The 24897-nt window shown below is 68.3% G+C and carries 25 protein-coding genes; 9 read left to right on the forward strand and 16 right to left on the reverse strand.

Translation table 11 applies throughout. The features are described from left to right. Nucleotides 1–142: 142 nt before the first annotated feature. The 7 genes from AC3XYG_RS12635 to AC3XYG_RS12665 form a co-directional block, all read right to left on the reverse strand. Nucleotides 143–1132 (reverse strand): ABC transporter permease, encoded by a 990-nt coding sequence (locus tag AC3XYG_RS12635; protein WP_489140189.1) that lies wholly within the window; start codon nucleotides 1130–1132, stop codon nucleotides 143–145. Between the two features lie 13 nt (nucleotides 1133–1145). Next, entirely contained in the window at nucleotides 1146–2645 is a 1500-nt protein-coding gene (locus tag AC3XYG_RS12640) for a sugar ABC transporter ATP-binding protein (protein WP_489140190.1), read from the reverse strand. Between the two features lie 52 nt (nucleotides 2646–2697). Next, nucleotides 2698–3768: a substrate-binding domain-containing protein gene (locus tag AC3XYG_RS12645; protein WP_489140191.1), complete on the reverse strand. Its 1071-nt coding sequence runs from the start codon at nucleotides 3766–3768 to the stop codon at nucleotides 2698–2700. Between the two features lie 128 nt (nucleotides 3769–3896). Next, nucleotides 3897–4415 (reverse strand): hypothetical protein, encoded by a 519-nt coding sequence (locus tag AC3XYG_RS12650; protein ID WP_489140192.1) that lies wholly within the window; start codon nucleotides 4413–4415, stop codon nucleotides 3897–3899. A 100-nt stretch (nucleotides 4416–4515) separates the two neighbouring features. Further along, on the reverse strand, nucleotides 4516–5496 hold the full coding sequence (locus AC3XYG_RS12655; protein ID WP_489140193.1) for an aldo/keto reductase: 981 nt from the start codon (nucleotides 5494–5496) through the stop codon (nucleotides 4516–4518). 153 nt (nucleotides 5497–5649) lie between these two features. Continuing rightward, entirely contained in the window at nucleotides 5650–6762 is a 1113-nt protein-coding gene (locus tag AC3XYG_RS12660; protein ID WP_489140194.1) for a serine hydrolase domain-containing protein, read from the reverse strand. 19 nt (nucleotides 6763–6781) lie between these two features. Further along, nucleotides 6782–8371, reverse strand: a complete 1590-nt coding sequence (locus AC3XYG_RS12665; RefSeq protein ID WP_489140195.1) for an ABC transporter substrate-binding protein — start codon at nucleotides 8369–8371, stop codon at nucleotides 6782–6784. 220 nt (nucleotides 8372–8591) lie between these two features. On the opposite strand from AC3XYG_RS12665, the gene AC3XYG_RS12670 reads away from it, so the two are divergent. After that, nucleotides 8592–9299: a Crp/Fnr family transcriptional regulator gene (locus AC3XYG_RS12670; protein WP_489140196.1), complete on the forward strand. Its 708-nt coding sequence runs from the start codon at nucleotides 8592–8594 to the stop codon at nucleotides 9297–9299. A gap of 7 nt (nucleotides 9300–9306) precedes the next feature. On the opposite strand, the gene AC3XYG_RS12675 is transcribed toward AC3XYG_RS12670, so the two are convergent. Continuing rightward, nucleotides 9307–9687 (reverse strand): winged helix-turn-helix transcriptional regulator, encoded by a 381-nt coding sequence (locus tag AC3XYG_RS12675; RefSeq protein WP_489140197.1) that lies wholly within the window; start codon nucleotides 9685–9687, stop codon nucleotides 9307–9309. A 174-nt stretch (nucleotides 9688–9861) separates the two neighbouring features. On the opposite strand from AC3XYG_RS12675, the gene AC3XYG_RS12680 reads away from it, so the two are divergent. Further along, nucleotides 9862–10326 carry a nuclear transport factor 2 family protein gene (locus tag AC3XYG_RS12680; protein ID WP_489140198.1) on the forward strand — a complete coding sequence of 155 codons (465 nt, stop codon included), beginning with the start codon at nucleotides 9862–9864 and terminating at the stop codon, nucleotides 10324–10326. Here the strand turns inward: AC3XYG_RS12680 and AC3XYG_RS12685 are convergent. Then, entirely contained in the window at nucleotides 10323–10835 is a 513-nt protein-coding gene (locus AC3XYG_RS12685; protein WP_489140213.1) for an NUDIX hydrolase, read from the reverse strand. The genes AC3XYG_RS12680 and AC3XYG_RS12685 overlap by 4 nt on opposite strands. A 141-nt stretch (nucleotides 10836–10976) precedes the next feature. On the opposite strand from AC3XYG_RS12685, the gene AC3XYG_RS12690 reads away from it, so the two are divergent. Further along, nucleotides 10977–11288, forward strand: coding sequence for a con-10 family general stress protein (locus AC3XYG_RS12690; RefSeq protein ID WP_489140199.1), 312 nt, complete (start codon nucleotides 10977–10979; stop codon nucleotides 11286–11288). 60 nt (nucleotides 11289–11348) lie between these two features. Here AC3XYG_RS12690 and AC3XYG_RS12695 read toward each other — a convergent pair whose 3' ends face one another. From AC3XYG_RS12695 to AC3XYG_RS12710, 4 genes are all read right to left on the reverse strand, one after another. Then, complete coding sequence (locus AC3XYG_RS12695; protein ID WP_489140200.1) at nucleotides 11349–11585, reverse strand: DUF2934 domain-containing protein; 237 nt, start codon at nucleotides 11583–11585, stop codon at nucleotides 11349–11351. Between the two features lie 96 nt (nucleotides 11586–11681). After that, nucleotides 11682–12575 carry a cation diffusion facilitator family transporter gene (locus tag AC3XYG_RS12700; protein ID WP_489140201.1) on the reverse strand — a complete coding sequence of 298 codons (894 nt, stop codon included), beginning with the start codon at nucleotides 12573–12575 and terminating at the stop codon, nucleotides 11682–11684. Between the two features lie 210 nt (nucleotides 12576–12785). Continuing rightward, nucleotides 12786–13487 (reverse strand): PhoH family protein, encoded by a 702-nt coding sequence (locus tag AC3XYG_RS12705; RefSeq protein ID WP_489140202.1) that lies wholly within the window; start codon nucleotides 13485–13487, stop codon nucleotides 12786–12788. Nucleotides 13488–13882: 395 nt separating this feature from the next. Further along, nucleotides 13883–14818: a LysR family transcriptional regulator gene (locus AC3XYG_RS12710; RefSeq protein ID WP_489140203.1), complete on the reverse strand. Its 936-nt coding sequence runs from the start codon at nucleotides 14816–14818 to the stop codon at nucleotides 13883–13885. A gap of 120 nt (nucleotides 14819–14938) precedes the next feature. Here AC3XYG_RS12710 and AC3XYG_RS12715 point away from each other — a divergent pair, with 120 nt between their 5' ends. Next, nucleotides 14939–16225, forward strand: coding sequence for an MFS transporter (locus tag AC3XYG_RS12715; protein WP_489140204.1), 1287 nt, complete (start codon nucleotides 14939–14941; stop codon nucleotides 16223–16225). Here AC3XYG_RS12715 and AC3XYG_RS12720 read toward each other — a convergent pair. Continuing rightward, nucleotides 16216–16866, reverse strand: coding sequence for an HD family hydrolase (locus tag AC3XYG_RS12720; RefSeq protein WP_489140205.1), 651 nt, complete (start codon nucleotides 16864–16866; stop codon nucleotides 16216–16218). The genes AC3XYG_RS12715 and AC3XYG_RS12720 overlap by 10 nt on opposite strands. A 129-nt stretch (nucleotides 16867–16995) precedes the next feature. On the opposite strand from AC3XYG_RS12720, the gene AC3XYG_RS12725 reads away from it, so the two are divergent. Continuing rightward, a complete protein-coding gene (locus tag AC3XYG_RS12725) occupies nucleotides 16996–17577 on the forward strand; it encodes a TetR/AcrR family transcriptional regulator (protein ID WP_489140206.1) in 582 nt (193 codons plus the stop codon). A gap of 842 nt (nucleotides 17578–18419) precedes the next feature. Further along, nucleotides 18420–19643, forward strand: a complete 1224-nt coding sequence (locus AC3XYG_RS12730) for an MFS transporter (RefSeq protein WP_489140207.1) — start codon at nucleotides 18420–18422, stop codon at nucleotides 19641–19643. Between the two features lie 13 nt (nucleotides 19644–19656). On the opposite strand, the gene AC3XYG_RS12735 is transcribed toward AC3XYG_RS12730, so the two are convergent. Next, nucleotides 19657–21252 (reverse strand): trimethylamine methyltransferase family protein, encoded by a 1596-nt coding sequence (locus tag AC3XYG_RS12735; protein WP_489140208.1) that lies wholly within the window; start codon nucleotides 21250–21252, stop codon nucleotides 19657–19659. A gap of 164 nt (nucleotides 21253–21416) precedes the next feature. Between AC3XYG_RS12735 and AC3XYG_RS12740 the strand changes: the two genes are divergently transcribed. From AC3XYG_RS12740 to aguB, 3 genes are read left to right on the forward strand one after another with little or no spacing between them, the layout of a single operon-like run. After that, the gene (locus tag AC3XYG_RS12740) at nucleotides 21417–21653 is read left to right on the forward strand and encodes a DUF1289 domain-containing protein (protein ID WP_489140209.1); all 237 of its coding nucleotides are present in this window, start codon (nucleotides 21417–21419) and stop codon (nucleotides 21651–21653) included. A 12-nt stretch (nucleotides 21654–21665) separates the two neighbouring features. Next, a complete protein-coding gene (locus tag AC3XYG_RS12745) occupies nucleotides 21666–22658 on the forward strand; it encodes an aldo/keto reductase (RefSeq protein WP_489140210.1) in 993 nt (330 codons plus the stop codon). Between the two features lie 6 nt (nucleotides 22659–22664). Continuing rightward, on the forward strand, nucleotides 22665–23543 hold the full coding sequence (aguB, locus tag AC3XYG_RS12750; RefSeq protein ID WP_489140211.1) for an N-carbamoylputrescine amidase: 879 nt from the start codon (nucleotides 22665–22667) through the stop codon (nucleotides 23541–23543). Between the two features lie 270 nt (nucleotides 23544–23813). Here aguB and gcvA read toward each other — a convergent pair whose 3' ends face one another. After that, the gene (gene gcvA, locus AC3XYG_RS12755; protein WP_489140212.1) at nucleotides 23814–24728 is read right to left on the reverse strand and encodes a transcriptional regulator GcvA; all 915 of its coding nucleotides are present in this window, start codon (nucleotides 24726–24728) and stop codon (nucleotides 23814–23816) included. Nucleotides 24729–24897: the final 169 nt, after the last annotated feature.

Consider the following 24897-nt stretch of genomic DNA (forward strand, 5'->3'; position numbering starts at 1 on the left):
ACGAGCGATTCAGAGCACAACCAGCCTCACCTCTACGCAGCGGGCAGCCATTTCGACGCCCTGCTGTAAGGCCTCCATCCCTCCCCTCGCCCCGGCCGCCCTGCGGCCGGGGCGTTTTCATGCGCGCGCCAGAGGCTGTCGCTCAGCGCTTGATCTTCTTGGTCTTCAGGATGGTGCCCATGGTCAGGGTCACCGCGGCGATGATGATGACGCCGCGCAGGATCATCTGCTGGTCGACCGACAGACCCATCAGGATCAGGCCGTTGTTGACCATGCCCATGATCAGGGCGCCGAGGACCGAGCCGATCACCGTGCCTTTGCCCCCGAACAGGCTGGTGCCGCCTATGATGACAGCGGCGATCACGATCATCAGGTCGTTTTCGCCCAGCGTGTAACGCGCGCCCTGCAGCCGGCCGGCATAGAGCATCCCGGCCAGGGCGGCCAGGAAGCCGTTCAGCATCAGCACCTGCAGCTTGATGCGGCCGACCTGGATGCCGGAATAGAGGGCCGAGATCTTGTTGCCGCCGGTGGCCATCACCTGCTTGCCGAAGGCGGTCTTGTTCAGCACCAGCGCGCCGAGCGCCGCGACGCCGAAGGTCCACAGAAACAGCACCGGCACCGGGCCGATGTCGCCGCCGCCGAAGACGAAGACGAAGGTCTCATGCGCCACCGGGATGGATTGCAGGTTGGAGATCCAGCGCGCCACGCCGGTGACGATGCCCAGGGTGCCCAGCGTCACCAGGAAGGACGGGATGCCGACCCGGGTGACGAAGAAGCCGTTGATCGCCCCGATCAGGGTGCCGGTCGCTAGCGCAGCACCGCTGGCCAGCGCCATGTTGCCGGTGTGGCGCAGCACCAGGGCGCAGATGATGGCGGACAGGGCGACGACGGCACCGAAGGACAGGTCGATCTCCGCCGCCGACAGCACGAAGGTCATGCCCACCGCCATGATGGCGATCATCGCCGTCTGACGGGCGATGTTCATCAGGTTGAAGGCCGACAGGAAGCCCTTGTCGTGCAGCGTCGCCGCGAAGAACACGAAGATGCCGACGAACACCGCATGGATGAAGTATTCGCGCCAGCGCGGCGGCAGCCTTCCGTCCTTCAGGCGCCCCATGACGTCCGTCAGCATGCGACATCCCCCCTCACTGAATTGCCCGCAGGAGCATATCCTCGGTCAGCCCGTCATTGTCGACGCAGTCGACGATCGAACGCCGGCTGACGATGTATGTCTTGTCGCAGAATGCCGCGATCTCGGAGTATTCCGAAGAGACGAAGATCGCCGCGTTGCCGTCCCGCACATAGTTGCGGATGATCTCCATGATCTCGTATTTGGCGTGGATGTCGACGCCGAAGGTGGGATCGTCCAGCAGCAGCACCTTGGACTGGCTGCTCAGGCATTTCGCGATGACGATCTTCTGCTGGTTGCCGCCGGAGAGATAGCGCACCGGCTGGTCCGACCCGGCGGTCTTGACCCGCAGGCGCTCGATGAAGCCCTCGGTGATGACGCGTCCCCGCTGGCGGTCCAGCAGCAGGCCGCGGCTGAGGCTGTCCAGCACCGACATCAGCACATTGTCCTCGACCGAAAAGTCCAGCACCAGGCCCTGGCCGCGCCGATCCTCCGGCACCAGGTATATGCCCTGCTCGATCGCGCTCTGCGGCCCGGCCAGCTTGATCGGCCGGCCGTCCATCAGGATCTCCCCGCTGCGCACCGGGTCCAGCCCGAACAGCGCCTTGAGGATCTCGGTCCGGCCGCTGCCCAGCAGGCCGGCCAGCCCCACCACCTCGCCGGCATGCACGCTCAGCGAGATGTTGTCGACCGCATCGGTGCTGACCCGACGCGCCTCCAGGATGGGCGGGGATGACAGCCCGGTGTCCGGCCGCGCCCGCTGCCAGCCGAGGCGCTGGCCGGGCTCCTGGCCCAGCATCTCGCGGACCACGGTCTTGAGGTCGCTCTCCGCCGTCGCCGCACGGTAGACGGTCCGGCCGCCGCGCAGCACGGTGACCTCGTCGCAGATCTCGAAGACGTCCTTGAGATAATGGGTGATGTAGACGATGGCGATACCGCGCGCCTTCAGGCGGCGGATCACGTTGAACAGGATGCGGATCTCGGTGTGCGCCAGCGACGCGGTGGGCTCGTCAAGGATCAGGGTCGTGGCATCGCTGGCCAGGGCCTTGGCGATCTCGACCAGCTGCTGCTGGCCGGGGCTCAGATCCTCGACCGGCTGCTCGGCCGCGATGTCGATGCCGACGCCGATCGCCTCCAGCATCTCGCCTGCCATGGCGGCGGCGGCACGCGCGTCGTAGAAGCTGCTGCGCCTGGCGCCGGTGCGGCCCAGGAAGACGTTCTCTGCCACCGTCATGCTCGGGATCAGGCTCAGATCCTGGTAGACCATGGCGATGCCGGCCTCCCGGGCATCCGCCGTCGACCGGAACTGCCGCGGCGTGCCGTCGACATGGATCAGGCCGCCATCACGCGGATGGAAGCCGTTCAGCAGCTTCATCAGGGTCGATTTGCCGGCGCCGTTCTGGCCGACCACCGCATGGACGCTGCCGCGGCGAAGGCTGAAATCGACCCCGTCGAGGACCACGGTGCCGTCGAAGCTCTTGCGGAGCCCGACGGCGTCGATGGCGAGTGGCTGCATCGTGTCTCAATCCTGCGCGGGCGGTCCGGCCGCCGGTCCGATCGAATAGCGGTCAGTTCAGGGCGTCGAGGACTTCCTGCGGGGCGTCCCGGTTCAGGATCTCCCGCCACTTCCCGGCGATATTCAGGCGCGTGATCTTGGTCGCCGGCACGATCACGAACGACGGCGTGTCCTCCTTCAGCAGGCTCTTGGCGCCGATCCGGGCCAGCGTCCGGCCGATCTCGTAGGGCAGGTCGGAGACGATGCCGGCCATGTTGCCGCCCTTGACCAGGTCCACCGCATTGGCCGCGCCGAGATCCATCGTATAGACCTGCAAGTCGCGGCGCCCGGCGGCCCGCGCCGCGGCGACCACGCCTTCGGCGATCGCATCCCACGGGGCATAGATCGCACGGATATCGGGGTGCTGCGTCAGGATCGCCGAAGCGACGGCCTCGCCATCCTCCGGATTGGCGATGCCCTTCTCCGCGACGATCTCGATGCCGGGGTAGCGTTCGGCCAGCACGGCCTTGACAGCCCGGTCGCGCTGGTTGGTCACGTAGTAGTTGGCGTCGTGATAGATCAGGGCGACCTTGCCCTGCCCGCCCAGGCCGTCGGCCATCATCTCGGCCATCGCCCGGCCCATGCCGAACAGGTCGTCGGTGACGATGCCGGCATAGTCCCGGCCGTGCTCGAAGCCGTTGGGCAGGTTGCTGACGAAGACCAGCTTCATCCCGGCCGCGACCGCCGGGCGGAACGCCACGGCGCCGGATACCGGGTCGATCACCAGCGCGATCAGCAGGTCGGGCTGCATCGCCATCGCGGTTTCGACATCGGTGCGCTGCTTGGACGGATCCATCTCCGCATCGGTGGTGACCACCAGCCGGATATTCAGCTCCTCGAACACGGATTTGGCGCCGGCCTCGAGGGCGTTGGAGAAGTCCGACGTGGTGTGCATCAGGATGGCGGCCTTGTAGCCGCCCTGCCGGACCTCGGCCTTCTCCTGGTCGGACAGGACGATCTCCCTGTAGTCGACCGGCGTCTCGCCGTTCGGCCCCCGCGTTTCCGACACAGCATCGGCCCGGGCCAGCAGCGGCGCCGCGATCACGATCATCGCGGCGAGGCAGCCCCGAACGAAGGATCCCATCCCGTCCCCCTGTCTGGTCACGCGAGCGGGTTTGTCCCGATCCGAGGGGTCAATATAGGTGTTCTATAAGTGATACCAAAGGGAATTGGTGGGGTGGCCACGGGCAGGCCACCCCTCTCGAACCGGTCCTAGCTGCGGCCGTTGCACTCGCGCACCAGCAGGGTCTGGAACCAGTCGTCCTTCAGCAGGATGTTGAGGTTCTTGGCGATCCCGGCGTCGACCGCCTGGTCGACCGACTGGCCGCGCGGCACGGTGAAGGTGGTGCCGATCGCCTGGTCGAACGGGATGTCGTTGCCGACGGTCAGGACATAGCGGATGTCGAGGCCGTAATGCTCCTCCGCCCCTGCCCGCTCAACATTGAAGTCGCGGATGGTGCCGTCGAGGATGCAGCGGCTGGAATCCAGCCGGGCGCCGGCGCGGCGCAACTCCGCCTTCAGCGCCCCGGTGACATAGCCCGGCACGTCCTGCACGCTGCTTTGCGGCGCGACGCCGGTGCGCGGCCGGAAGTTCATCGTGTTGACGGCGACCGCCCCGGTCAGATGCGCGCTGGTCTGCGGCTGGTAGCCCGTGCGCGGCCCGAGCCCTCCCGGCTGGGTGGAGCAGGCGGCGACGAGCAGGACGAGGGCGAGCGGCAGGCGACGCGGCATGGGGGCTCCGACGGTTCCGGCGGGGCCCGATCGCCCCGCCCCGACATAGCCCCGCCGCCGCCGCGGGGTCAATCCGATGCGGCCTTCCTCGTCGGCTGCCTCAGGCGAAGCCGGTCACCTGGTGCGGCACATAGGGCGCTTCCAGCGTCGCGATCTCCTCCGCCGTCAGGCCGAGCGCCAGGGCGGCCACGGCGTCGTCGAGATGCTCGACCTTGGTGGCGCCGACGATCGGCGCGGTGATGCCGGGCTTCTGCATCAGCCACGCCAGGGCCACCTGCGCCCGTGGCACGCCGCGGGCCCGGGCGACCTCCGCCACCGCCTCCACCACCTTGCGGTCGGCCTCGGCCGTCGCGGCATAGAGCGTCTTGCCGAAGACGTCGGTCTCCGACCGCGCGCTGGTTTCGTCCCAATCCCGCGTAAGGCGGCCGCGGGCCAGCGGGCTCCACGGGATCACGCCGATGCCCTCCGCCTGGCACAGCGGCAGCATCTCGCGCTCCTCCTCACGATACAGCAGGTTCACGTAGTTCTGCATGGTCGAGAAGCGGGTCCAGCCGTGCCGGTCAGCCAGGTGCAGCGCCTTGGCGAACTGCCAAGCATACATCGACGAGGCGCCGACATAGCGGGCCTTGCCCGCCTTCACCACGTCGTGCAGCGCCTCCAGCGTCTCCTCGATCGGCGTCGCCGGGTCCCAGCGATGGATCTGGTACAGGTCGACATAATCAGTACCGAGGCGGCGCAGGCTGGCGTCGATCTCGCCCAGGATCGCCTTGCGCGACAGGCCGGCCCCGTTCGGCCCCGGCCGCATCCGGCCGTGCACCTTGGTGGCCAGCACGATCTCGTCGCGCGGGGCGAAGTCCTTCAGCGCCCGGCCGACGATCTCCTCACTGCTGCCATCCGAGTAGACATTCGCCGTGTCGAAGAAATTGACGCCGAGGTCCAGCGCCTTGCGGATGAAGGGACGGCTTTCCGCCTCGCCCAGCGACCAGGCATGGTTGCCGCGGCCGGGCTCGCCGTAGCTCATGCAGCCGAGGCAAAGACGCGACACTTCAAGGCCGGTCCGGCCCAGTCTCGTATAGTCCATGATCTCGTTCCGTCTGGGTGTCCGCCGCCGGCGATGGCCGGGCGGCCGGGTGTCCATGGCCCGGCAATCCGGGTCGGTGGGTTCAGTCTAAGACGATTAGGTCCCACGGGAAAAGGGCTTCGGCGCCCCAGCCCTTCACGCCCATCCTGCGGTTCAGGCCGATGCGGCCGCCAGGATGCGGTCGAACGCCTCGTGCAGACCCGAGGCCTGGAAGCTGAGCCGGTTGCCCGAGCCGGTGTTGGTCACCAGCGCCGCACTGATGCCGGTCTCCGGATCATGCTGCATGACCGAGACATAGCCCGGCAGGCTGCCCTGGTGGCCGAGGGTTGTCCGCCCGGCATAGGCGGAGAGGAACAGCCCCGCCCCGGATTCACGCATCCGCGTGCCGGGGAAGCCGACCGGCCAGCGATCTTCCGCCATCTGCCGCAGCCAGTCCAGGCCGAACAGCCGGCCGCCGAACAGCCCGTCGAGGAACAGCGCCATGTCCCGCGGCGTCGCCACCATGTCGCCGGCGGCATAGGCCTCGGAGAACGGGAACAGCGCGGTCGAATCCTGCAGTGCGTCGGAATAATCGAGCACGCCGTTCATGTTCCACATCTCGCCGCCCTGCTCCAGCGACAGGGGGGCACCGGGCGGCGGCGGCGGCCGATGGTAGTAGCCACGCACCAGCCGGTCTTCCGGGAAGGCCTCGCCGGCGGCCGAGAAGCTGTCCGCCAGGCCGAGCGGCTCCAGCACCTGGCGCCGGACCTCGGCCGCCAGTGGGCCGCCGGTCAGCCGTTCGATCAGCATGCCGGCCAGGACATAACCGGTGTTGCTGTAGGAGCAGCGCTGCCCCGGGTCCTCCTGCGGCCGCACCCGGAAGGCGAGGTCGACGATCTCCTGCGGCGCCCAGACCCGGCCGGGCATCATCGGGATGTCGAATTCGAATTCCGGCAGGCCACTGCGGTGGTTGATCAGCTGGCGCACCTGGATCCGGTCGCCCTGCGGCAGATCCGGGAACCACTCCGCCACGGGCCGGTCCAGCGCCACCCGCCCGGCCGCGGCCAGGCGCATCAGCGTGGCCGCGACGAAGGTCTTGGTGCAGCTGCCGTTCTTGAACAGATGGTGCGGCTCGACCGCGACGCCCCGCTCCCGGTCGGCCAGGCCGGCACAGACCGTCAGCGGCACCTCGCCGGACCTCACCACCGCAACCGAGGCGCCGACAATGCCCTTCGCCACGAAGGCGTCGAGAATGTCCTCGATCGCCGTTGTCACATCCCTTGCCATGCCGCTTCTCCCTGCCCGGCTAGTCCGCCAGATCGACCTTGGCGAAGTCCTGCCGCCCGAACGGGTCGAGCACATAATTCAGCACACCCTTGCGGATCGGCATCGAGACGATCGAACTGGCGATCGGGATCAGCGGCACCTGGTCTTCCACGATCTGCTGCGCCTTGACGTAGAGCGCTGTCCGCTTGGTCTGGTCGGTGGTGCTGCGGGCTTGGTCCAGCAGGGCGTTGAACGGCTTGTCGCACCAGCGCATGCGGTTCTGGTCGCCGCAGGCCAGGACGAAGGTCAGGGTGTTGTCGGGATCGCCGTTGTCGCTGGTGCCGCCCAGCAGCAGCGCATCATGTTCGCCCGCCTGGGTGCGGTTGAGATAGGCGCCCCATTCCATGCTGACGATCTCGGCCTTCACCCCGACCGCCGCCCAGTCGGCCTGGATCAGCTCCGCCATCCGCCGGGCGTCGGGGTTGTAGGGCCGCGATACCGGCATCGCCCACAGCGACAGCGAGAAGCCGTCGGGATAGCCGGCCTCGGCCAGCAGCGCCTTGGCCGCCTTGGGGTCGTAGGCGTAGCCCTTCAGGTCCCTGGCCGCGCCCCATTCGACCGGCGACAGGGCCGAATTCACCAGCGTGCCGGCGCCCTGGTACACCGCCTCGACGATCGCCTGCCGATTGATCGCCATCGCCAGGGCCCGCCGCACCCGGACGTCACCGAGCGGCTTCTTGTCCAGGTTGAAGCCGAGATAGCCGAGATTGTCGCCCGGCCGTTGCAGCACCGTGATATCCGGGTCCTGCTTCAGCTGCGGCAGTGCCGTGGCCAGCGGCTGGGTGGTGATCTGGCATTCCCCGGCCAGCAGCTTGGACACCCGCACCGTCGCGTCCGGCACGATGTCGAAGACCAGCGTGTCGATCGGCGGCTTGCCGTCCCAATAATCGGGGTTGGCCTTGTAGCGGATGCGGGAATCCGGCTCATAGGCCTGCAGCACGAAGGGGCCGGTGCCGACCGGCGTCTGGTCCAGCACCTCCGGCGTGCCCTTGGCCACCATGGCCTGCGCCATCTCCAGCGACTGGATCGAGGCGAAGTCGAGCGCGATGGTGGCCAGGAAAGTGGCGTTCGGCACCTTCAAGGTGAAGCGGACGGTCAGGTCGTCGACCTTGTCGATCGACTGCAGCATGCCACCCAGGCCCAGCGCCTCGAAATACTCGTAGCTGGACCCGCCCAGGGCATGGAACGGATTGTCGGCCTGCCATTGCCGGTCGAAGGAATAGACCACATCGTCCGCGGTCAGCGCCCGGGTCGGGGTGAAGGCGGCATTGGCCTCGAACTTCACGCCCGGGCGCAGGTGGAAGGTGTAGATGCGGCCGTCATCGGAGATGTCCCAGCGCTCGGCCAGGGAGGGGATGACCTCGGTGGTGCCCGGCTTGAACCGGACCAACCGGTCATAGATCGTCCGCGCCACCGCATCCATGGTGGAATCCGCGCTGGCGAACATCGGGTTAAAGCTCTCCGGGCTGGCTTCGGAGCAATAGACCAGCGTCTTGGCAATGGCCGGAGAACCGACAGCCGCGATGGCGGCAAGGACCGCCACGGCCAGCGCCCGCGTCGAGATCGACATGGCCTCTCCCTGTTTTTTGGCGATCGCCGAGTCATGACCAAGCGATCGCAAAAAATTTTCCGAAGCGATAATTATTTCATCATGCGACGATCGATTTTACGGTGTCAAGCGAGCGAACCCGCCGTCTCGAGCCGCGCCGCAGCGAGACGGAACACCGAAGCCGCTTGCGACGTTGATCAGGCCACAGACAACCGTCCGCAGCACCGGAGCCATCCTGCCCATGTCTCCCCATGATGTGACCGCGAAGGTCGACACCGATGCGCCGCAGCTCAGGATTCTCGACCCCGAGCTGCTCGACTACATCCAGCAGCGCCGGGTCGAGGATGTCGCCTTCGCCGCCGGCGACACCATCATGCTGGAAGGGGATCTCAACCCGCCGCTCTACAGCGTCACCTCCGGCTGGGCGATCCGGTACAAGGAGCTGCAGGACGGCCGCCGCCAGATCCTGTCCTTCATCCTGCCGGGCGACGTGATCGGCTTCCAGGCCCAGTTCTTCGAGAGCGCGGTCACCTCGATCGAAGCCGTCACCGACATCTCGCTCTGCGTTGTCGCCTATCGCGACATCGCCGACCTGTACGAGACCCAGCCCGACATCGCCTTCCGCTTCGCAGCACTTGCCGCCGACCAGAAGCGCCAGATGGAAGAGCAGCTGCTGTCGATCGGCCAGCGCACGGCGCTGGAGCGGGTGGCGGCGCTGATCCTCGACATCCACAACCGGGCCGAGGCGCGGGACATGAAGCGCGGCGGCAGCATCGCCTTCCCGATCACCCAGCAGCACATCGCCGATGCGCTCGGCATCTCGCTGGTCCACGCCAACCGGACGCTGAAGCACCTGCAGCGCGACGGGCTGTTCCGGATCAAGAGCCGGCGGCTGCAGATGCTGGATGCCGCGGCGCTCGAGCAGGTGGCGCAGGCACCGATCACCTGACGGCCGGCTACGCCGCCTCGGCCGTCGGCGGCACATAGGCCATCCGCGTGGCGCGGATCTGGCCATGATGCGTGTCGGCCCAGCGGACCAGGGAATCGAGCGGCTCCATCAGCGACACGCCCAGCGGCGTCAGCGCATAATCGACCCGCGGCGGAACGGTCGGATGGACGGTGCGCGACACCAGCCCGTCCTGTTCCAGCCGGCGCAGCGTCTGCGCCAGCATGCGCTGGGAGATGTCGCCGATCGCGCGCTTGAGCACGGTGAAGCGCATCATCCCCGGCGCCAGCGTCCGCAGCACCAGCAAGCTCCAGCGATCACCGACCCGGTCCAGCACATCGCGGATCGGACAGGGATGGAAAGCCCCATCCACCATCTTGCGCGCCACCATCGATCTGCTCCTGTCTCCTGTGTCCGGCCCTGGTGACGTCGGCGTCACCAGGTAACGCCACGAACCCGTCTTGCAGGCCCGGGCGCCCCGGGGCCACCATGGCGTCGCCGGTATCTTATCGTAACCGACCATCGGATCGGAACCGCGTCCATTCCGCGCATCGCAGGAGACGTCATGTCGCTTCCGCTTGCCCGCCGCAGCCTCGTCGCCGGGGCTGCCGCCATCGCTGCCGCGGCCTTCCCCACGATGCGGGCCCGGGCGAAAGCACCGGACGCGAAAGCCATGGTCGTGGAATTCTACCGCATGGCCTTCGTACAGCATCGGGTGCAGGAGGCGTTCGACCGCTATGTCGGCCCGACCTACACCCAGCACAATCCGGGCGTGCCCGACGGGGCGGCCGCCACCATCCGCTTCCTCAGCACGCGGTTCCAGCAGGCGCCGCAGGCCACCAGCGCGATCAAGCAGGTCATCGCCGAAGGCGACCTCGTGGCACTGCATGTGCTGTCGACCAGCGGGCCGGACGACCGCGGCCGCGCCATCGTCGACATCTTCCGCGTCGCCGACGGCAAGATCGTCGAGCATTGGGATGTGATCCAGCCCGTGCCGGAAACCGCGGCGAACCCGAACACGATGTTCTAGCCCCGCCTGTCGGCTGCGGCACGGAGCAGATCGGGAATATTCTCGGGGTAGACCAGCTCGGCGGTCTGCGCCAGCGCCTCCGCCGACCACCAGCGGTGATCGGCCATCACCTCACGCTCGGCTTCCGACCAGCCATCGCGGGAGATCTCGACGTCTGTCGCGCAAACCGCGAAAAAACGCTCGTCGGCCAGCACGATTTCTCCGTCCGTCAGCTGCAGTTCGAACAGCCGGCGCCCGACCTCCCGGCCGACATCCGCGACTCGCACACCGGTTTCCTCGGCCAGTTCGCGGATCGCGGCCTGCTCGAACGTCTCCCCCTCCTCAACCCCGCCGCCCGGCGTCGCCCAATATTGCCGACCAGCCAGGGCGCCGCTGGTGTGGACGAATTTGAACAGCAGCACGCGGCCGGTGGAATCGATCAGCAGGAGACGGGATGAGGGCCGGGATCGCATCTGAATCACCACCGCAGGACAAGGCATGGCCAGCTTAGATCCGCCCCGGCCCGGCATCCATCGCGACGTCGCATGCAACCCGATCAAGCCAAGCGAAGCCCATCGAATCGGCTGAAAATTAAGGATTTTTCACTGGGAACCGCGTCCCTTCGCACTCTATTCCCTTGAAGTGAGCCCACAGCAAGGGAGCTTTGGACTATGGCGAACAGCCAGACCCAACACCGCGGCGGCGCCGGAAACTTCGCCCACAACCGGGAACGAGCCGCGGAAGCCGGTCGAAAAGGCGGACAGATGAGCGGCGGCAATTTTGCCCATGACCCGGCCCGCGCATCCGAGGCGGGACGAAAGGGCGGCCAGCAGAGCGGCGGCAACTTCAAGAACGATCCGCAGCGCGCTGCCGCGGCAGGGCGGAAAGGCGGCCAGGAGAGCGGCGGCAATTTCGCCAACGACCGGGAACGGGCGGCGGAAGCCGGACGCAAGGGCGGCCTGTCGGGACAGCGGACACACTGACGACACCGCGGCAGAAGTCGGGGCAGGCATTGGACCTGCCCTTTCTTTTGGCCCGCGATGCTATCCGGCGCGGCTGCGGAGCTCCTGTTCCGCCTGATGCCAATGCTCGGCCGCCTGACCGTCGGGCCGCCCTTCCTCCAGCCAGATCTCATGCGCCCGGTTGCGGATCCGTGCTTCGTCGACGGCAGATGCCGCCGCGTCGGTCGGAACCTCCTCGAACGGCACCTCGGGATCGACGGTCCGGGTGTCCGGCGCCTCGGTCTTGCGGCGCGTCGTCTTGCGTCCAGTGATCGCCATCTTCTGTCTTCCCTTTCCGCTGCGGCAAGGCCGGCCCGTGTCGCCGGCCCCGCCTGAAAAATGGGATTCAAGCAAGGATGGTTCCGCGCCGCGGCCTCAGAGGAAGCGGTGGCCGGCGGCCGCGTCGGCGCAGGGCACGGGCTCGCATTGCAGCGTGACATGGCCGATGTCGAATCGGTCGTGCAGCATGCCGCGGGCCTGGTCCAGCAGTGGGGAGATCGCCGCGGCGTCCCCCGGCACCACCAGATGGGCGGTCAGTGACACCCGGCCGCCGGTCAGCGCCCAGACATGCAGGTCGTGGACGTCGGTAACCCCGGGCAGGTCCCGCAACGCGCCATGCACCGCCGCCGGGTCGATGCCGTCGGGCACGCCTTCGAGCAGGATGTTCACGCTCTGCCGCAGCAGGGTCCAGGTTCGCGGCAGCACCCAGAAGCCGATGGCCACGGCGATCAGCGAATCCACCCATTCCCAGCCGGTCAGGCGGATGATGATCGCCGCCGCAATGACGCCGACCGACCCGAGCAGGTCGCTCAGCACCTCGAAATAGGCGCCCTTGACGTTCAGGCTGTTGGCCTGCCGCGACCGCAGCATCCAGACCGCGAACAGGTTCACGACCAGGCCCAGCCCGGCGATCACCAGCATCACGGTGGAATTGACCTCCGCCGGCTCGTTCAGCCGGCGCCAGGCTTCATATAGGATGTAGAGGGCAACGCCGAACAGCAGCAGGGCGTTGAACGCCGCCGCCAGGATCTCGAAACGCTCATAGCCGAAGCTGCGGCGCGCATCCGGTGGCCGGCGGCCGATCCGGATCGCCACGATCGCGATCGAAAGGCCGATGACATCGGTCGCCATATGCGCGGCGTCCGAGATCAGCGCCAGGCTGCCGGTGAACAGGCCGCCGGCGATTTCCGCCACCATGAAGATCGCGGTCGGCGCCAGCGCGATCCACAGGCTGCGCTCGTTGCTGCCGGCGCCGTGATTGCCGCTCATGATTCTATCTCCCCCTCGATCGACACGCCCGGTGGCGATGTTATCAGGGCGTGGCCCTGGCCGGCACCGCACCGGCACGGCCCACACATGAGGCGGAGATGGGAGCTACAGTGACTGTAGCTTCAATATGCCGGCTGAGAAAATGCTGGCTGAAAGAATCCGAAACCGCCGAACGGCCGTCCGGTCCCGTGCGGACCGGCCGGCTTCGGGTCAGGCCAGCAGCGGCATCATCGCCGCCACCAGCGGGTGGCGCACGATGTCCTGGGTGGTCAGCCGGACGACGGCGACGGCATCCAGCGGCAGGAGCCGCTTCGCTGCTTCCTCCAGCCCGGACAGGCCGGGCAGCAGGTCGGTCTGGTCGGGGTCGCCGGTGATGACCATGGTCGAATGCCAGCCCAGGCGGGTCAGCAGCATCTTGAGTTGCTGGAAGGTCATGTTCTGCGCCTCGTCGACGATGACGAAGCTGCGCGAGATGGTGCGGCCGCGCATATAGGCCAGCGGCGCGATCTCGACGATGCCTTCCTTGGTCATCTGGCGTACCTGCTTGGCGCCCAGACGGTCGGACAGCGCGTCGTAGATCGGACGCATCCAGGGGTCCATCTTCTCGTTGATGTCGCCGGGCAGGTAGCCGAGGCTTTCCCCTGCCTCCACCACCGGCCGGGTGATCACGATCCGGCTGACGCGTTCGGCGTTGAGTGCTTCGACAGCCTTGGACACGGCGAGATAGGTCTTGCCGGTGCCCGCGGGCCCCAGCGCCAGGGTCATGGCATGCGCTTCGATCGCCTTCATCAGAACCTCCTGATTGGCGGTCCGCGGCTTGACCGTCTTCAGGTAGCTCTGCTCCCGGAAATCATCGTCATACCCCTCGCTGATCGGGACGATACGGGCGGTGGAAACGCTGCGTTTGGCCATGATACGTCGTCCTTTGCTCTCGCGTGTATCCTCGAAGAGCGGATCCCAGGCACCGCCTCCTTCACAGGGAGCTCTCATTTACCGAGTCCTCCTTCGGGTCGGGTGGAACAGGACAGGTCACGGATCGGAAGCGGGCGACCACAAACGACAAACGCCCCTGCGAGGGGGCGTTCGAACGAATGTCGATGCTGAGTCTGGCCCAGGCCAGAGCCGGGAAGCGGATGGTGATGCCAGGCTGGTGCCCGTCGCATGTCGCCTTTCCGATCACTGACGACGGAAATCTCGTCGCCAAGGATAAGCGTCTCACCAACGATCTTGCTGCACCAGCGAAAAGAACGGGCGACTTCGAAAATTCATACTAATTGTGGCCGGCTGGCGATGACCCCCGGCTACATCTAGCGGCTGCCGCTATGAACCGGTCCGGCCTCGGCCGGCGGGGCGATGCGGGCGGCCGTGTCGATGAAGGCTCGCGCCGCCGGCGAAGTCTCGTCATGTCGCCAAGTCAGCCACATCGTGGTCACCGCGCCGGTGTCGCTCAGCCGCCGGAACACCACGCCGTCGACCTGGATGCGCTGCAGCGAAGCCGGCAGCAGCGCGACTCCAAGTCCGGCCGCGACCAGCCCGACGATGGTCGAGATCTCGCGCGCCTCCTGCCCGATCCGGGGATTGAATCCCGCGGCGCGGCACAGGCTGATCATCTGGCCGTACAGGCTGGTGCCGGCGTCGCGCGGGTAGCAGACGAAGGATTCGGCGGCGAGGTCGGACAGCGGCATCGGGCCCGGTGCGCCGGCGGCCAGCGGGTGGTCGGCGCGCAGTGCGGCCACCAGCGGGTCGCGGAACAGCTCGCGCACCGCCAGCTCTTCCGGCACCGGCGGGAAGGTCGGGTTGCGCAGGAAGCCGATCTGCAGCCGCCGTTCGGCCAGCGCCTCGATCTGCTGCCGCGTCGCCATCTCCTGCAATTCCAGGTGTACATCGGGATAGGCTTGGCGGAAGGCGAAGATCGCCTGCGGGATCAGCGTGGTGAAGGGGGCCGAGGCGGTGAAGGCGATGCGGATCTGGCCGATCTCGCCGCGCTGGGCCCGGCGTGCCACCTCCATCGCCCGCTCCGCCCCGGCCAGCACCGACCGCGCCTGGTCCAGGAACAGCCGGCCGACCTCGGTGAGCGCTACCCGGCGGTTGGTCCGTTCGAACAGCCGGGCGCCGAGTTCTTCCTCCAGCGCCTGGATCTGCTGGCTCAGGGGTGGCTGCGAGATGCCGAGCCGGGCCGCCGCCCGGCTGAAATGCAGCTCCTCAGCCAGGGCCACGACGTAGCGGAGGTGCCGGAGTTCCATCGGATCATTCGCACAAGCTATTAAATATGCTGTTTTACATATTGGACACTATCAATCTGCGACGCCATCTTTTGAGTGTGCCGGACCCCATCCCTCTGGTCCGGCCGGAGGCGTGTTCCCGTGACCCCATCTGCCAGCATGACGGCGCTTCCCCTGTCCGGGGCCGGACCGTCGGCCGCCCTGCCCTCCGCCGCCACCATCGCGGCCGAGGATGTCGTCGCCTATATCGAGCACGGCACGGCCGCGTTCCACCGCACCAACCTGGCGCTGTTCGCAGCCGGCTTCGCCACCTTCGCCCTGCTGTACTGCGTGCAGCCGCTGATGCCGGTGTTCGCCGACGTCTTCCGGGTCGGCGCGGCGGAAAGCAGCCTGTCGCTGTCGCTGACCACCGGCACCCTGGCCTTCGCCATGCTGGTGGCCAGTGCCCTGTCTGAAAGCTGGGGCCGCAAGCCGGTCATGGTGGCGTCGCTGTTCGCCTCGGCGGCCTTGACCATCCTGGCCGCGGCGATGCCATCCTGGCATGGCCTGCTCGTGCTGCGGATGCTGATGGGGCTGTCGCTCAGCGGTCTGCCGGCCGTGGCCATGGCCTATGTCAGCGAGGAGATGCACCCGAAATCGATCGGCCTGGCCATGGGGCTGTTCATCGGCGGCAGCGCCGTCGGCGGCCTCGGCGGCCGGCTGATCGCCGGTATCCTGACCGACCTGGTGTCGTGGCGGCTCGGCCTCGGCGTGGTCGGAATCAGCGGCCTGGTCTGCGGCTGGCTGTTCTGGCGCAGCCTGCCGCCTTCGGCCCATTTCACACCGCGGCCGCTGCGTCCGCGGCTGCTGCTGACCGCCTTTGCCGACCATCTGCGCGACCCCGGGCTGCGCTGGCTGTTCCTGGAAGGCTTCCTGCTGATGGGCGCCTTCGTCACCCTGTACAACTACACCGGCTTCCGGTTGCTGGCGCCGCCCTACGGGCTGAGCCAGACGGCGGTGGCGGCGATCTTCATCGTCTATCTCATCGGCATCGGCGCCTCGATCTGGGTCGGCCATCTCGCCGGGGTGCTGGGCCGCCGCCGGGTGTTCTGGGCGCCGATTGCGCTGATGCTGGTCGGCATCGCCCTGACCCGCAGCGACGCGCTGTGGGCGATCATCGCCGGCATCGCGGTGCTGACCTTCGGCTTCTTCGGCGCCCATTCGGTGGCCAGCAGCTGGGTCGGCCGCCGGGCGGTGCAGGCTCGCGCCCAGGCCTCATCGCTCTATCTGTTCTTCTATTATTTCGGGTCAAGCGTGGTCGGCTCGCTCGGCGGCATCGCCTGGGCCGATTGGGGCTGGCCCGGCGTCACCGTGCTGATCGGCGCGCTGTCGCTGGCGGCACTGGCGATCGCCCTGCGGCTGGTGCTGCTGCCGCCGCGTCAGGCCTGAGCCCGCGCCGCCTCGGCCACGAGGCGCCGCAGCTCATCCAGGAACCGGTCCGCCGCCAGGTCGGGGGGCCAAGCCTCCCAGGCCGTGCCGCCATAGACCGGCAGCAGCGGGTCGTCCTCGACCGGCTGGAACCGGATCTTCAGCACCTTCGAGACCTCCTCGCGGGTCCAGCCGACGACATGGATCGCCTCGCTGGCCGCCGCCACCCGGTCGGCGCGCTTGTGGAACGTCTTCTCGGCCGCGGTCCAGCGCACCAGCCCGTAGCGCTGGAACACCGCATCCTCCAGCCGCATGGTCAGGTCGCGGAACTCCTGGCCCAGGAACGGCTTGATCACCGACAGCGGATCGAAGCCGAGCAGCCCTTCATCGGCGTCGTGCAGCAGTTCGCGCAGCTCGGCCAGCGGCGACAGCGGCGCCGGCGCCCAGGCGCGGCACAGGGCCAGCACCGCCAGGGAATGCTGCGCCACCGACAGCGGCATCGGCCACGCCGAGTGCCCACCCCAGCGATAGGTCCGGGCCAGGCCGAGCGCCAGGTCGCGGTCGTCCCAGTCGAACGGTGTCGGATTGAGCAGGTCCAGCCGCTTGCCCGACGGCAGCCGAACCCAGGCCCGCGCCGTCACCGTCCGCCCCTCCCAACGCATGCCCGTCCTCGCCGCCACCATGTCCGCTTCCCCGGTAGCACCGAAGCCGGCGGTATGCCACAGCTGTCGGCCGCCGCATGCCCGGAGACGCGATCACGCGAACGCGGTACAACCCGTGCAATGGACACAGTGCCCGACACCCGCGACCGCATCCTGGAAAGCGCCGAGACGCTGCTGCGCCGGTTCGGGCCGGGCAAGACCACCGTCAGCGACATCGCCCGGGCGCTGGGCATGAGCCACGGCAATGTCTACCGGCATTTCGCCAGCAAGGCGGATCTGCAGGATGCGGTGATGGCACGCTGGCTGAAGACGGTCAGTGACCCGCTGGCGATCATCGCCGATGGCGACGGGCCAGCGGAGCAGCGGCTGGAGCAGTGGGCGCTGGCCCTGTCCGAGGACAAGCGGCGCCGGGTGCAGGACGACCCGGAGCTGTTCGAGACCTATCACCGCCTGTCCAGCCAAGCACGGACGGTGGTCGACGCCCATCTCGCCGAGATGCGGCGCCAACTCGCCACCATCATCCGCGATGGCGTCGTCCAGGGCGTGTTCCGGGTCGCGGAGGTCGAGCCGGCGGCGGCAGCCGTGCTGCACGCCACCCAGGCGTTCCACCACCCCTATCACATGCGCATGAACGCCGGCCGGATCGACCCAGAGGGCCTCCAGCGCGTGCTGCGCCTGGTGCTGGCAGGGCTGAAGGCCGGCGTGCTCTAGGGATTGCCAGAGCAAACCGGCCTTTGCCAGCCAGTCAGGCCTTGTCGCCGTCCGAGCGTGCGACCGCAGGGGCACAGTTGCGCAAGATCGCGGTGGGCGGCCCATAGCGCCGGGTGAATTCGGCGTGCGACAGGCGCATCCCGCGGCATAGGATCTCCGCGCGCAGTGCGGTCTGGACGCAGGACCGGCGGGCCGCCGGCGGGTCGAGAGGTTTGGCCAAAAGATCCATATCCCTGATCTCCATCGCCGGAACCGGGGCAACGGCATCATTCGCAGCCGGCGGCGAAACAGGGGAAACCGTATGATCGTCCGCCCGAAGCGGGGCCGGACTCGTCCTGGGACGCCTGCGGTGCTGACCAGCCATGGCGATTCCTCCAGCGGCTTTTATCGTTGCGGCATCCTGCGGACCGGGATCCACGTCGTGCCGGTATTGTTCAGCAGGTGAAGACCAACCTCTGCATGTCCGCCGGCGTCGCGACGGAACCTGGTGAACCGCAATCGGCGCCGGGGGGGACCGGGCACCAAACCGACGAACACACAAAAGCGAGGGCTGACGGCGATCCACTTTGGGTGGGGCCCTCGCGGGTCGTTCTCCGACCTGCAGGGTCGGCACTCTGCGCCAGCGCCGAAGCCTCGACAAGGAAAATCATTTGCAAAGACATTTTGTTACGCATCGATGACAGACACGCCGCCGGACTTTCCGCCGCCGCCGAAATGCGCTATCGCCGGGTCTGTCGGCGGCTGCCCCCCACGGCCCCGGCAACCCCGCTTCCGTCCTTCGAGTTCGGCCGCCGTCCCCCAGGCGTTTCCGGCCATGCTCACCTCCCCCGAGGTCATCGCGCATGGGCACTGACGCCATCGGCCGGGACCGGCTGCTCGACCACCCGTCCTTCCCGATCGTCTGGGCAGCGCGGGTGCTGTCCGCCATCGCCTACCAGATGTCGGCCGTCGCGGTCGGCTGGCTGGTCTATGCCCGCACAGGCAGCGCCTACAGCCTCGGGCTGGTCGGCCTGTTCCAGTTCCTGCCGATGGTGGTGCTGACCCTGGTGGTCGGCCATGTCGCCGACCAGTACGACCGCCGCCGGATCGCCCAGATCTGCCAGCTGATCGAAGGGGTGACGCTGGCGGTGCTGGCCTTCGCCATCTACGACGACTGGCTCACGGTGCCCGGCGTCTTCGCCGCGGTGCTGGTGCTGGGCGCCGCCCGGGCCTTCGAGCAGCCGACCATGGCGGCGCTGCTGCCGGCGATCGTGCCGGCCGCGATCCTGCCGCGGGCGCTGGCCATCTCCTCCTCTGCCATGCAGACGGCGACGATCATCGGCCCATCCGTCGGCGGGTTGCTCTATGCCGTCGGCACCACCGCGCCCTTCGCGGTCGCCGCGGTGTGCTTCCTGGCCGCCGGCGGCATGATGACCTTCATGCGGCTGGAGCGGTCGGTGCCACGGCGGGAGCCCGCGACGCTGCGCTCCGTCTTCTCCGGCATCGCCTTTATCCGCAGCCGACCGGTGATCCTGGGCAGCATCTCGCTGGACATGTTCGCGGTGCTGCTGGGCGGGGCGACGGCGCTGCTGCCGATCTATGCCCATGACATCCTGCAGACCGGCCCCTGGGGCCTGGGCCTGCTGCGGTCGGCGCCGGCGATCGGGGCGCTGCTGATGTCGGCGGTGCTGACCCGGGTGCCGCTGCGCCGCGCGGTCGGCCGCAAGATGTTCGCGGCGGTGATCGTGTTCGGCGCCGCCACCGTGGTGTTCGCCGCCTCGACCAACATCGCAGTGTCGCTCGCCGCCCTCGCCGTGCTCGGCGCCGCCGACAACGTCAGCGTCGTCATCCGCAGCTCGCTGGTCCAGCTGCTGACGCCGGACGCGATGCGCGGCCGGGTCAGCGCGGTGAACTCGCTGTTCGTCGGCACCTCGAACCAACTCGGCGAATTCGAATCCGGCATGGTCGCCGGCCTGCTGGGCGCGGTGCCCGCCGGCATCCTGGGCGGCGTCGGCACCGTCGTCGTCGCCCTGCTGTGGATGCGGCTGTTCCCGGCCCTGCGCAAGGCCGAGACGCTGTCAGGCTAGGAGCCCGGCGCCGTCAGGTGAAGGGGTCGGGCATGCTGTCCTTCTTGCGGCGCATGAAGTCCTGCAACGCCTCGTCGATCGCGGGGTCGATCGCCGGGGCCTCGTATTCCTCCAGCATCCGCTTCCAGATCTTGTTGGCGCGCTGCGAGGCGTCCTGCCGGCCCTCGGCCTCCCACTGCTCGTAGGAATTGTTGTCGGCGATGGTCGAGCGGTAGAAGGCGTTCTCGAAATTGCGCTGGGTGTGGTCGCAGCCGAGGTAATGGCTGCCGGGGCCGACCTGGCGGATCGCGTCCATCGCCTGGCCGTTCTCGCTGAGGTCGATGCCCTCGGCCATCACCTGCATCATGCCGAGCTGGTCGGTGTCGAGGATGAACTTCTCATAGGAGCTGACGAGGCCGCCTTCGAGCCAGCCGGCAGCATGCAGCACGAAGTTCACCCCGCCCAGCATGGTCGGCAACAGGGTGTTGGCGCTTTCGAACGCCGCCTGCGCATCCGGCGCCTTCGAGCCGCAGAGCGACCCGCCGGAGCGGAACGGCACGCCAAGGCGGCGCGCCAGGGCGGCGGCGCCGTACAGCACCAGGGCCGGTTCCGGCGTGCCGAAGGTCGGCGCGCCCGACTGCATCGAGATCGAGCTGGCGAAGGAGCCGAACACGACGGGCGCGCCGGGGCGGCACAGCTGCGCCGTCGCCATGCCGGCCAGGCTTTCGGCCAGGGTCTGGGTCAGCACGCCGGCGCTGGTCACCGGCGCCATGGCGCCGGCCAGGATGAACGGGGTGACGATGACAGCCTGGTTGGCGCGGGCGTAGGTCTTGAGGGCGCCGAGCATGGTGCCGTCCCACACCATCGGCGAATTGGCGTTGATCAGGCTGATCAGCACGCAGTTCTTGTCGACGAACTCCTCACCGAACACCAGCCGCGCCATGGCGACCGTGTCCTCCGCCCGCTCCGGCGCCGTCACCGACCCCATGAAGGGTTTGTCAGAGTATTTGATGTGGGAATAGACCATGTCGAGATGCCGCTTGTTCACCGGCAGGTCGACCGGCTCGCACACGGTGCCGCCGGAATGGTGCATCACCGGCGTCATGTAGGCGAGCTTCACGAAATTCTGGAAATCCTCGATCCGGGCATAGCGGCGGCCTTCGTCGAGGGTGCGGATGAAGGGCGGGCCGTAGACCGGGGCGAAGACGGTGTTGTTGCCGCCGATCTGGACCGTACGGTCCGGGTTGCGCGCATATTGGGTGAATTCGCGCGGCGCGGTGGCCTGGACCAGCTGGCGGCACAGCCCGCGCGGGAAGCGGATGCGGGTGCCCTTCACATCGGCCCCGGCCGCCTTCCACATCTCCAACGTTTCCTCGTCGTCGCGGAATTCGAGGCCGATCTCCTCGAGCACCGTGTCGGCGTTGTGTTCGATCAGTTCGAGCCCGTCGGTCTGCAGCACCTCGTAGAGCGGGATCTTGCGCGAGATGTATTTCAGCTGCTGCAGGCCGCCGCCGCGCCGCAGGGCCCGCCGGGCCTCGGCCCCGCCCCGGCCGCGGCGACCGGCCCGGCCACCCTCCGGGGCGTCTACGGCTGCGGCATCATCCGGCGGAGTCACGACAGAATCGGTCATGGCGCGTTTCCTTCTCCCAGGCTTCCGATGCTACGCCGCGGGGCCTTACCGGCCATCGTGCCTGCGACCCGGCCTCGCCCGGTCACGACACTGGCACGCGGACCATCGGATGTCACACGCATCGCCTTGAACCCGGGCGCCGGCCGGGCTAACTGGAAGGGGTCATGACCAGCGACCTGCCCCCCATCGTCTCGCCCTGCACCGGCGTCTGCACGCTCGAGGCCGACACCGGCCTGTGCGCCGGCTGCCTGCGCACGGCCGAGGAGATCGCGGTGTGGCGCGACACCGACAACAGCCAGCGGCTGGCCATCCTGCAGCGCCTGAAGGAGCGCCGCCGCGCCCGCGGCCGCACCAGCGCCGCCGACAGCCGGCCCCGCCGGCGCCAGCCCCAATCCGTCTAGGGAGAACCCCCCATGCAGACCCGCCGCTTCGGCAAGACCGGCTGGACCGTTTCCGCCATCGGCTTCGGCGCTTGGCAGATCGGCGGTTCCTGGGGCGATGTCGGCGAGACCGACGCCCTGGCCGCGCTGAACGCCGCGATCGATGCCGGCGTCACCCTGATCGACACCGCCGACGTCTATGGCGACGGCCGCAGCGAGAAGATCATCGCCCGGCTGCGGCGCGAGCGGCCGGAGATCAAGGACCGGGTCAAGGTGCTGACCAAGGCCGGCCGCCGCCTCAACCCGCATGTCGCCGAGGCGTACACGATCGAGGCGCTGGAAGCCTTCATCGACCGGTCGCGCGCCAACCTGGAGATGGAGACGCTGGACCTGGTGCAGCTGCACTGCCCGCCGCCCGAGGTTTACTATACCCCCGCCCTGTTCGAGGGGCTGGACGGGCTGGTCCGCGCCGGCAAGATCCACCATTACGGCGTGTCGGTGCAGAAGGTCGAGGAAGGGATCAAGGCGATCGGCTATCCCGGCGTCGCCTCGGTCCAGATCATCTTCAACATCCTGCGCCAGCGCCCGGCGGAGCTGTTCTTCGGCCTGGCCAAGGCGGCGGATGTCGCCATCCTGGCCCGGGTGCCGCTGGCCAGCGGCCTCTTGACCGGCAAGATCACCCGCGACACCAGCTTCTCGGCCGATGACCACCGCCAGTTCAACCGCAACGGCGAGGCCTTCGATGTCGGCGAGACCTTCGCCGGCGTGCCGTTCGAGGTCGGGCTGCAGGCGGTGGAAGAACTGCGCCGCATCCTGCCGGACGGCGTGCCGATGGCCCAGGCGGCGCTGCGCTGGATCCAGATGCACGACGCCGTCTCCGCCGCCATCCCCGGCGCCCGCAGCCCGGAGCAATCGCGCGGCAACGCCGCGGCCGCCGACCTGCCGCCGTTCAGCCCGGCGCAGATGGAGGCGACCCGCGAGCTGTACGATCGCCTGATCGCACCGCATGTCCACCATCGCTGGTAGCCGACCATGACCATCCTGACTGTCGCCGCCACCCAGACCTTCTCCACCTGGAACGAGGCCGAGACCCTGGACCGGGTCGAGGCCCTGGTGCGCCAGGCCGCCGGCCGCGGCGCCCAGATCGTGCTGCCGCAGGAGCTGTTTGCCGCCCCGTATTTCTGCCGCGACCAGTTGCAGTCGCACTTCGCCCTGGCCAAGCCGATCGACGGCCACCCGGTGGTCGAGCGCTTCCGGGCGCTGGCGGCGGAGCTGCAGGTGGCGATGCCGGTCAGCGTGTTCGAGCGCGCCCACAACGCCTATTACAACTCGATCGCCATGGTCGACGCCGATGGCAGCGTGCTGGGCGTCTATCGCAAGTCGCACATCCCGGACGGGCCGGGGTATGAGGAGAAGTTCTACTTCAACCCCGGCGACACCGGCTTCCGGGTGTGGAAGACCCGCTACGGCAATGTCGGCTGCGGCATCTGCTGGGACCAGTGGTATCCGGAGGCCGCCCGCTGCATGGCGCTGATGGGCGCCGACGTGCTGCTGTACCCGACCGCGATCGGCAGCGAGCCGCAGGATGGCGCGCTGGACAGCCAGCCGCACTGGACCCGGGTGATGCAGGGCCATGCCGGGGCGAACCTGATCCCGCTGGTGGCGTCGAACCGGATCGGCACCGAGGAGGGCGAGCGCTTCACGCAGACCTTCTACGGCTCGTCCTTCATCGCCGACCAGACCGGTGCCCTGGTGGCCCAGGCCGGACGCGGCGCGGAGGAGGTGCTGGTGGCGCGCTTCGACCTCGACGCCATCCGGGCCCAGCGCGCCAGCTGGGGCCTGTTCCGCGACCGCCGGCCGGAGCTGTACGGCGCCGTCCTGACCTATGACGGAGTCACCCGGCCGGTCTGAGATCGCGCCGTTGACGGGGTCGTCATCGCGAGCCCGCAGGCGGCTTCGCGCCTCGCGATGACGGCGTCCCAAGGGGACCGATCCTGTCGCGGGCTGCCTGAAATGCCTCGGTCAATCCCCGTTGAAGTTCCGCCATCTCGGCCAACATCTCGGCTTCGCGGGCCCACTCATCCGACGTCGGCAGGACGGCGGACGGAATTCTAGTTGGGTTCATTCGATCATTCATACCACGATCAGAACATAACAAGAACAAAGAGTCAATCCACGCCGTCACCCGGCCGCGGCCTCGTCGGCGGCGCGTTCGGCCAGCAGCCAGTCGCGGAAGGCGGTGATCTTCGGCACCGTGCGCCGGCTTTCGAGATAGACGATGTAGTAGCCACCCTCCTCCCGCACCATGGTCGGGAAGGGCTGCACCAACTGGCCGGCGGCGATCTCTTCGGCGAAGAACAGGGGATTGAGCAACGCCACCCCCTGCCCGGCCCGGGCGGCCTGGCCCATCATCAGCTGCGAGTCGAAGCGCAACCCGTCATCGGCGACCGATTGCGGCACCGCCTCCCCGGCGGTGGCGAACCAGCGCTGCCAGGTGTCGCCCATGTCCCACATCAGCGGCAGCTTCAGCAGGTCGCGCGGGTGCTTCAGCCCGCCGGCCCGGTCGACCAGGGCTGGGCTGCACACCGGCGTGCAGTCGACCGCCATCAGCCAATGCGCCTCCAGCCCCGGCCAGATGCCGCGGCCGTAGCGGATGCCGATGTCGAACTCGTCGCGGGTGAAGTCGATCATCTTGTGCATGGTGTCCAGCCGCACCGCCATGCCGGGCTGGGCCAGCTGGAACCGGCCGAGCCGCGGCACCAGCCAGTTCGAGGCGAAGGTGTGGACGGTGGTGACCGCGAGTGTGCCGCCCGTCTCCTCCCGCACCGCGGCGAAGGCCCCTGCCAGCCGCGACAGTGCCTCGGTCACCGTGGGCGCCAGCCGCTCGCCGGTCTCGGTCAGCGCCACCTTGCGGGTCAGCCGGCGGAACAGCGGCAGGCCGACCCGGTCCTCCAGCAGCCGGATCTGGTAGCTCACCGCCGCCTGGGTCATGCCGAGCTCGGCGGCGGCCTTGGTGAAGCTGAGATGCCGGGCCGCGGCTTCGAACACCCGGACGGCAGGCAGCGGCGGCAAACGGGTCGAGGCCGGCTTATCCATTAACAGGGCTTATCCATCGCTTATCGAGAACCGGTTGGTCGGCGGCGCGCCGATGCCCGATATTCCTCTCCAACGCGATGTTTCGCAACCACCGGCCCGCCGCCGCAGCATCAGGTCAGATGATGCGTCCGGGCCCGAGGAGACGCCACCGTGGCCATCATCACCGCCC

The sequence above is a fragment of the Inquilinus sp. genome, from assembly GCF_057815775.1.

Coding starts and splice junctions, on each gene's coding strand:
- AC3XYG_RS12705 (WP_489140202.1), bottom strand. CDS start 13,487: ATGGCCAAACGCAGCGTTTCCACCGCCCGTATCGTCCCGATCAGCGAG.
- aguB (WP_489140211.1), top strand. CDS start 22,665: ATGACCATCCTGACTGTCGCCGCCACCCAGACCTTCTCCACCTGGAAC.
- AC3XYG_RS12645 (WP_489140191.1), bottom strand. CDS start 3,768: ATGGGATCCTTCGTTCGGGGCTGCCTCGCCGCGATGATCGTGATCGCG.
- AC3XYG_RS12700 (WP_489140201.1), bottom strand. CDS start 12,575: ATGAGCGGCAATCACGGCGCCGGCAGCAACGAGCGCAGCCTGTGGATC.
- AC3XYG_RS12735 (WP_489140208.1), bottom strand. CDS start 21,252: ATGACCGATTCTGTCGTGACTCCGCCGGATGATGCCGCAGCCGTAGAC.
- AC3XYG_RS12685 (WP_489140213.1), bottom strand. CDS start 10,835: ATGCCGGGCCGGGGCGGATCTAAGCTGGCCATGCCTTGTCCTGCGGTG.
- AC3XYG_RS12660 (WP_489140194.1), bottom strand. CDS start 6,762: ATGGCAAGGGATGTGACAACGGCGATCGAGGACATTCTCGACGCCTTC.
- AC3XYG_RS12675 (WP_489140197.1), bottom strand. CDS start 9,687: ATGGTGGCGCGCAAGATGGTGGATGGGGCTTTCCATCCCTGTCCGATC.
- AC3XYG_RS12690 (WP_489140199.1), top strand. CDS start 10,977: ATGGCGAACAGCCAGACCCAACACCGCGGCGGCGCCGGAAACTTCGCC.
- AC3XYG_RS12720 (WP_489140205.1), bottom strand. CDS start 16,866: ATGCGTTGGGAGGGGCGGACGGTGACGGCGCGGGCCTGGGTTCGGCTG.
- AC3XYG_RS12640 (WP_489140190.1), bottom strand. CDS start 2,645: ATGCAGCCACTCGCCATCGACGCCGTCGGGCTCCGCAAGAGCTTCGAC.
- AC3XYG_RS12635 (WP_489140189.1), bottom strand. CDS start 1,132: ATGCTGACGGACGTCATGGGGCGCCTGAAGGACGGAAGGCTGCCGCCG.
- AC3XYG_RS12745 (WP_489140210.1), top strand. CDS start 21,666: ATGCAGACCCGCCGCTTCGGCAAGACCGGCTGGACCGTTTCCGCCATC.
- AC3XYG_RS12665 (WP_489140195.1), bottom strand. CDS start 8,371: ATGTCGATCTCGACGCGGGCGCTGGCCGTGGCGGTCCTTGCCGCCATC.
- AC3XYG_RS12730 (WP_489140207.1), top strand. CDS start 18,420: ATGGGCACTGACGCCATCGGCCGGGACCGGCTGCTCGACCACCCGTCC.
- AC3XYG_RS12740 (WP_489140209.1), top strand. CDS start 21,417: ATGACCAGCGACCTGCCCCCCATCGTCTCGCCCTGCACCGGCGTCTGC.
- AC3XYG_RS12710 (WP_489140203.1), bottom strand. CDS start 14,818: ATGGAACTCCGGCACCTCCGCTACGTCGTGGCCCTGGCTGAGGAGCTG.
- AC3XYG_RS12670 (WP_489140196.1), top strand. CDS start 8,592: ATGTCTCCCCATGATGTGACCGCGAAGGTCGACACCGATGCGCCGCAG.
- gcvA (WP_489140212.1), bottom strand. CDS start 24,728: ATGGATAAGCCGGCCTCGACCCGTTTGCCGCCGCTGCCTGCCGTCCGG.
- AC3XYG_RS12695 (WP_489140200.1), bottom strand. CDS start 11,585: ATGGCGATCACTGGACGCAAGACGACGCGCCGCAAGACCGAGGCGCCG.
- AC3XYG_RS12650 (WP_489140192.1), bottom strand. CDS start 4,415: ATGCCGCGTCGCCTGCCGCTCGCCCTCGTCCTGCTCGTCGCCGCCTGC.
- AC3XYG_RS12655 (WP_489140193.1), bottom strand. CDS start 5,496: ATGGACTATACGAGACTGGGCCGGACCGGCCTTGAAGTGTCGCGTCTT.
- AC3XYG_RS12680 (WP_489140198.1), top strand. CDS start 9,862: ATGTCGCTTCCGCTTGCCCGCCGCAGCCTCGTCGCCGGGGCTGCCGCC.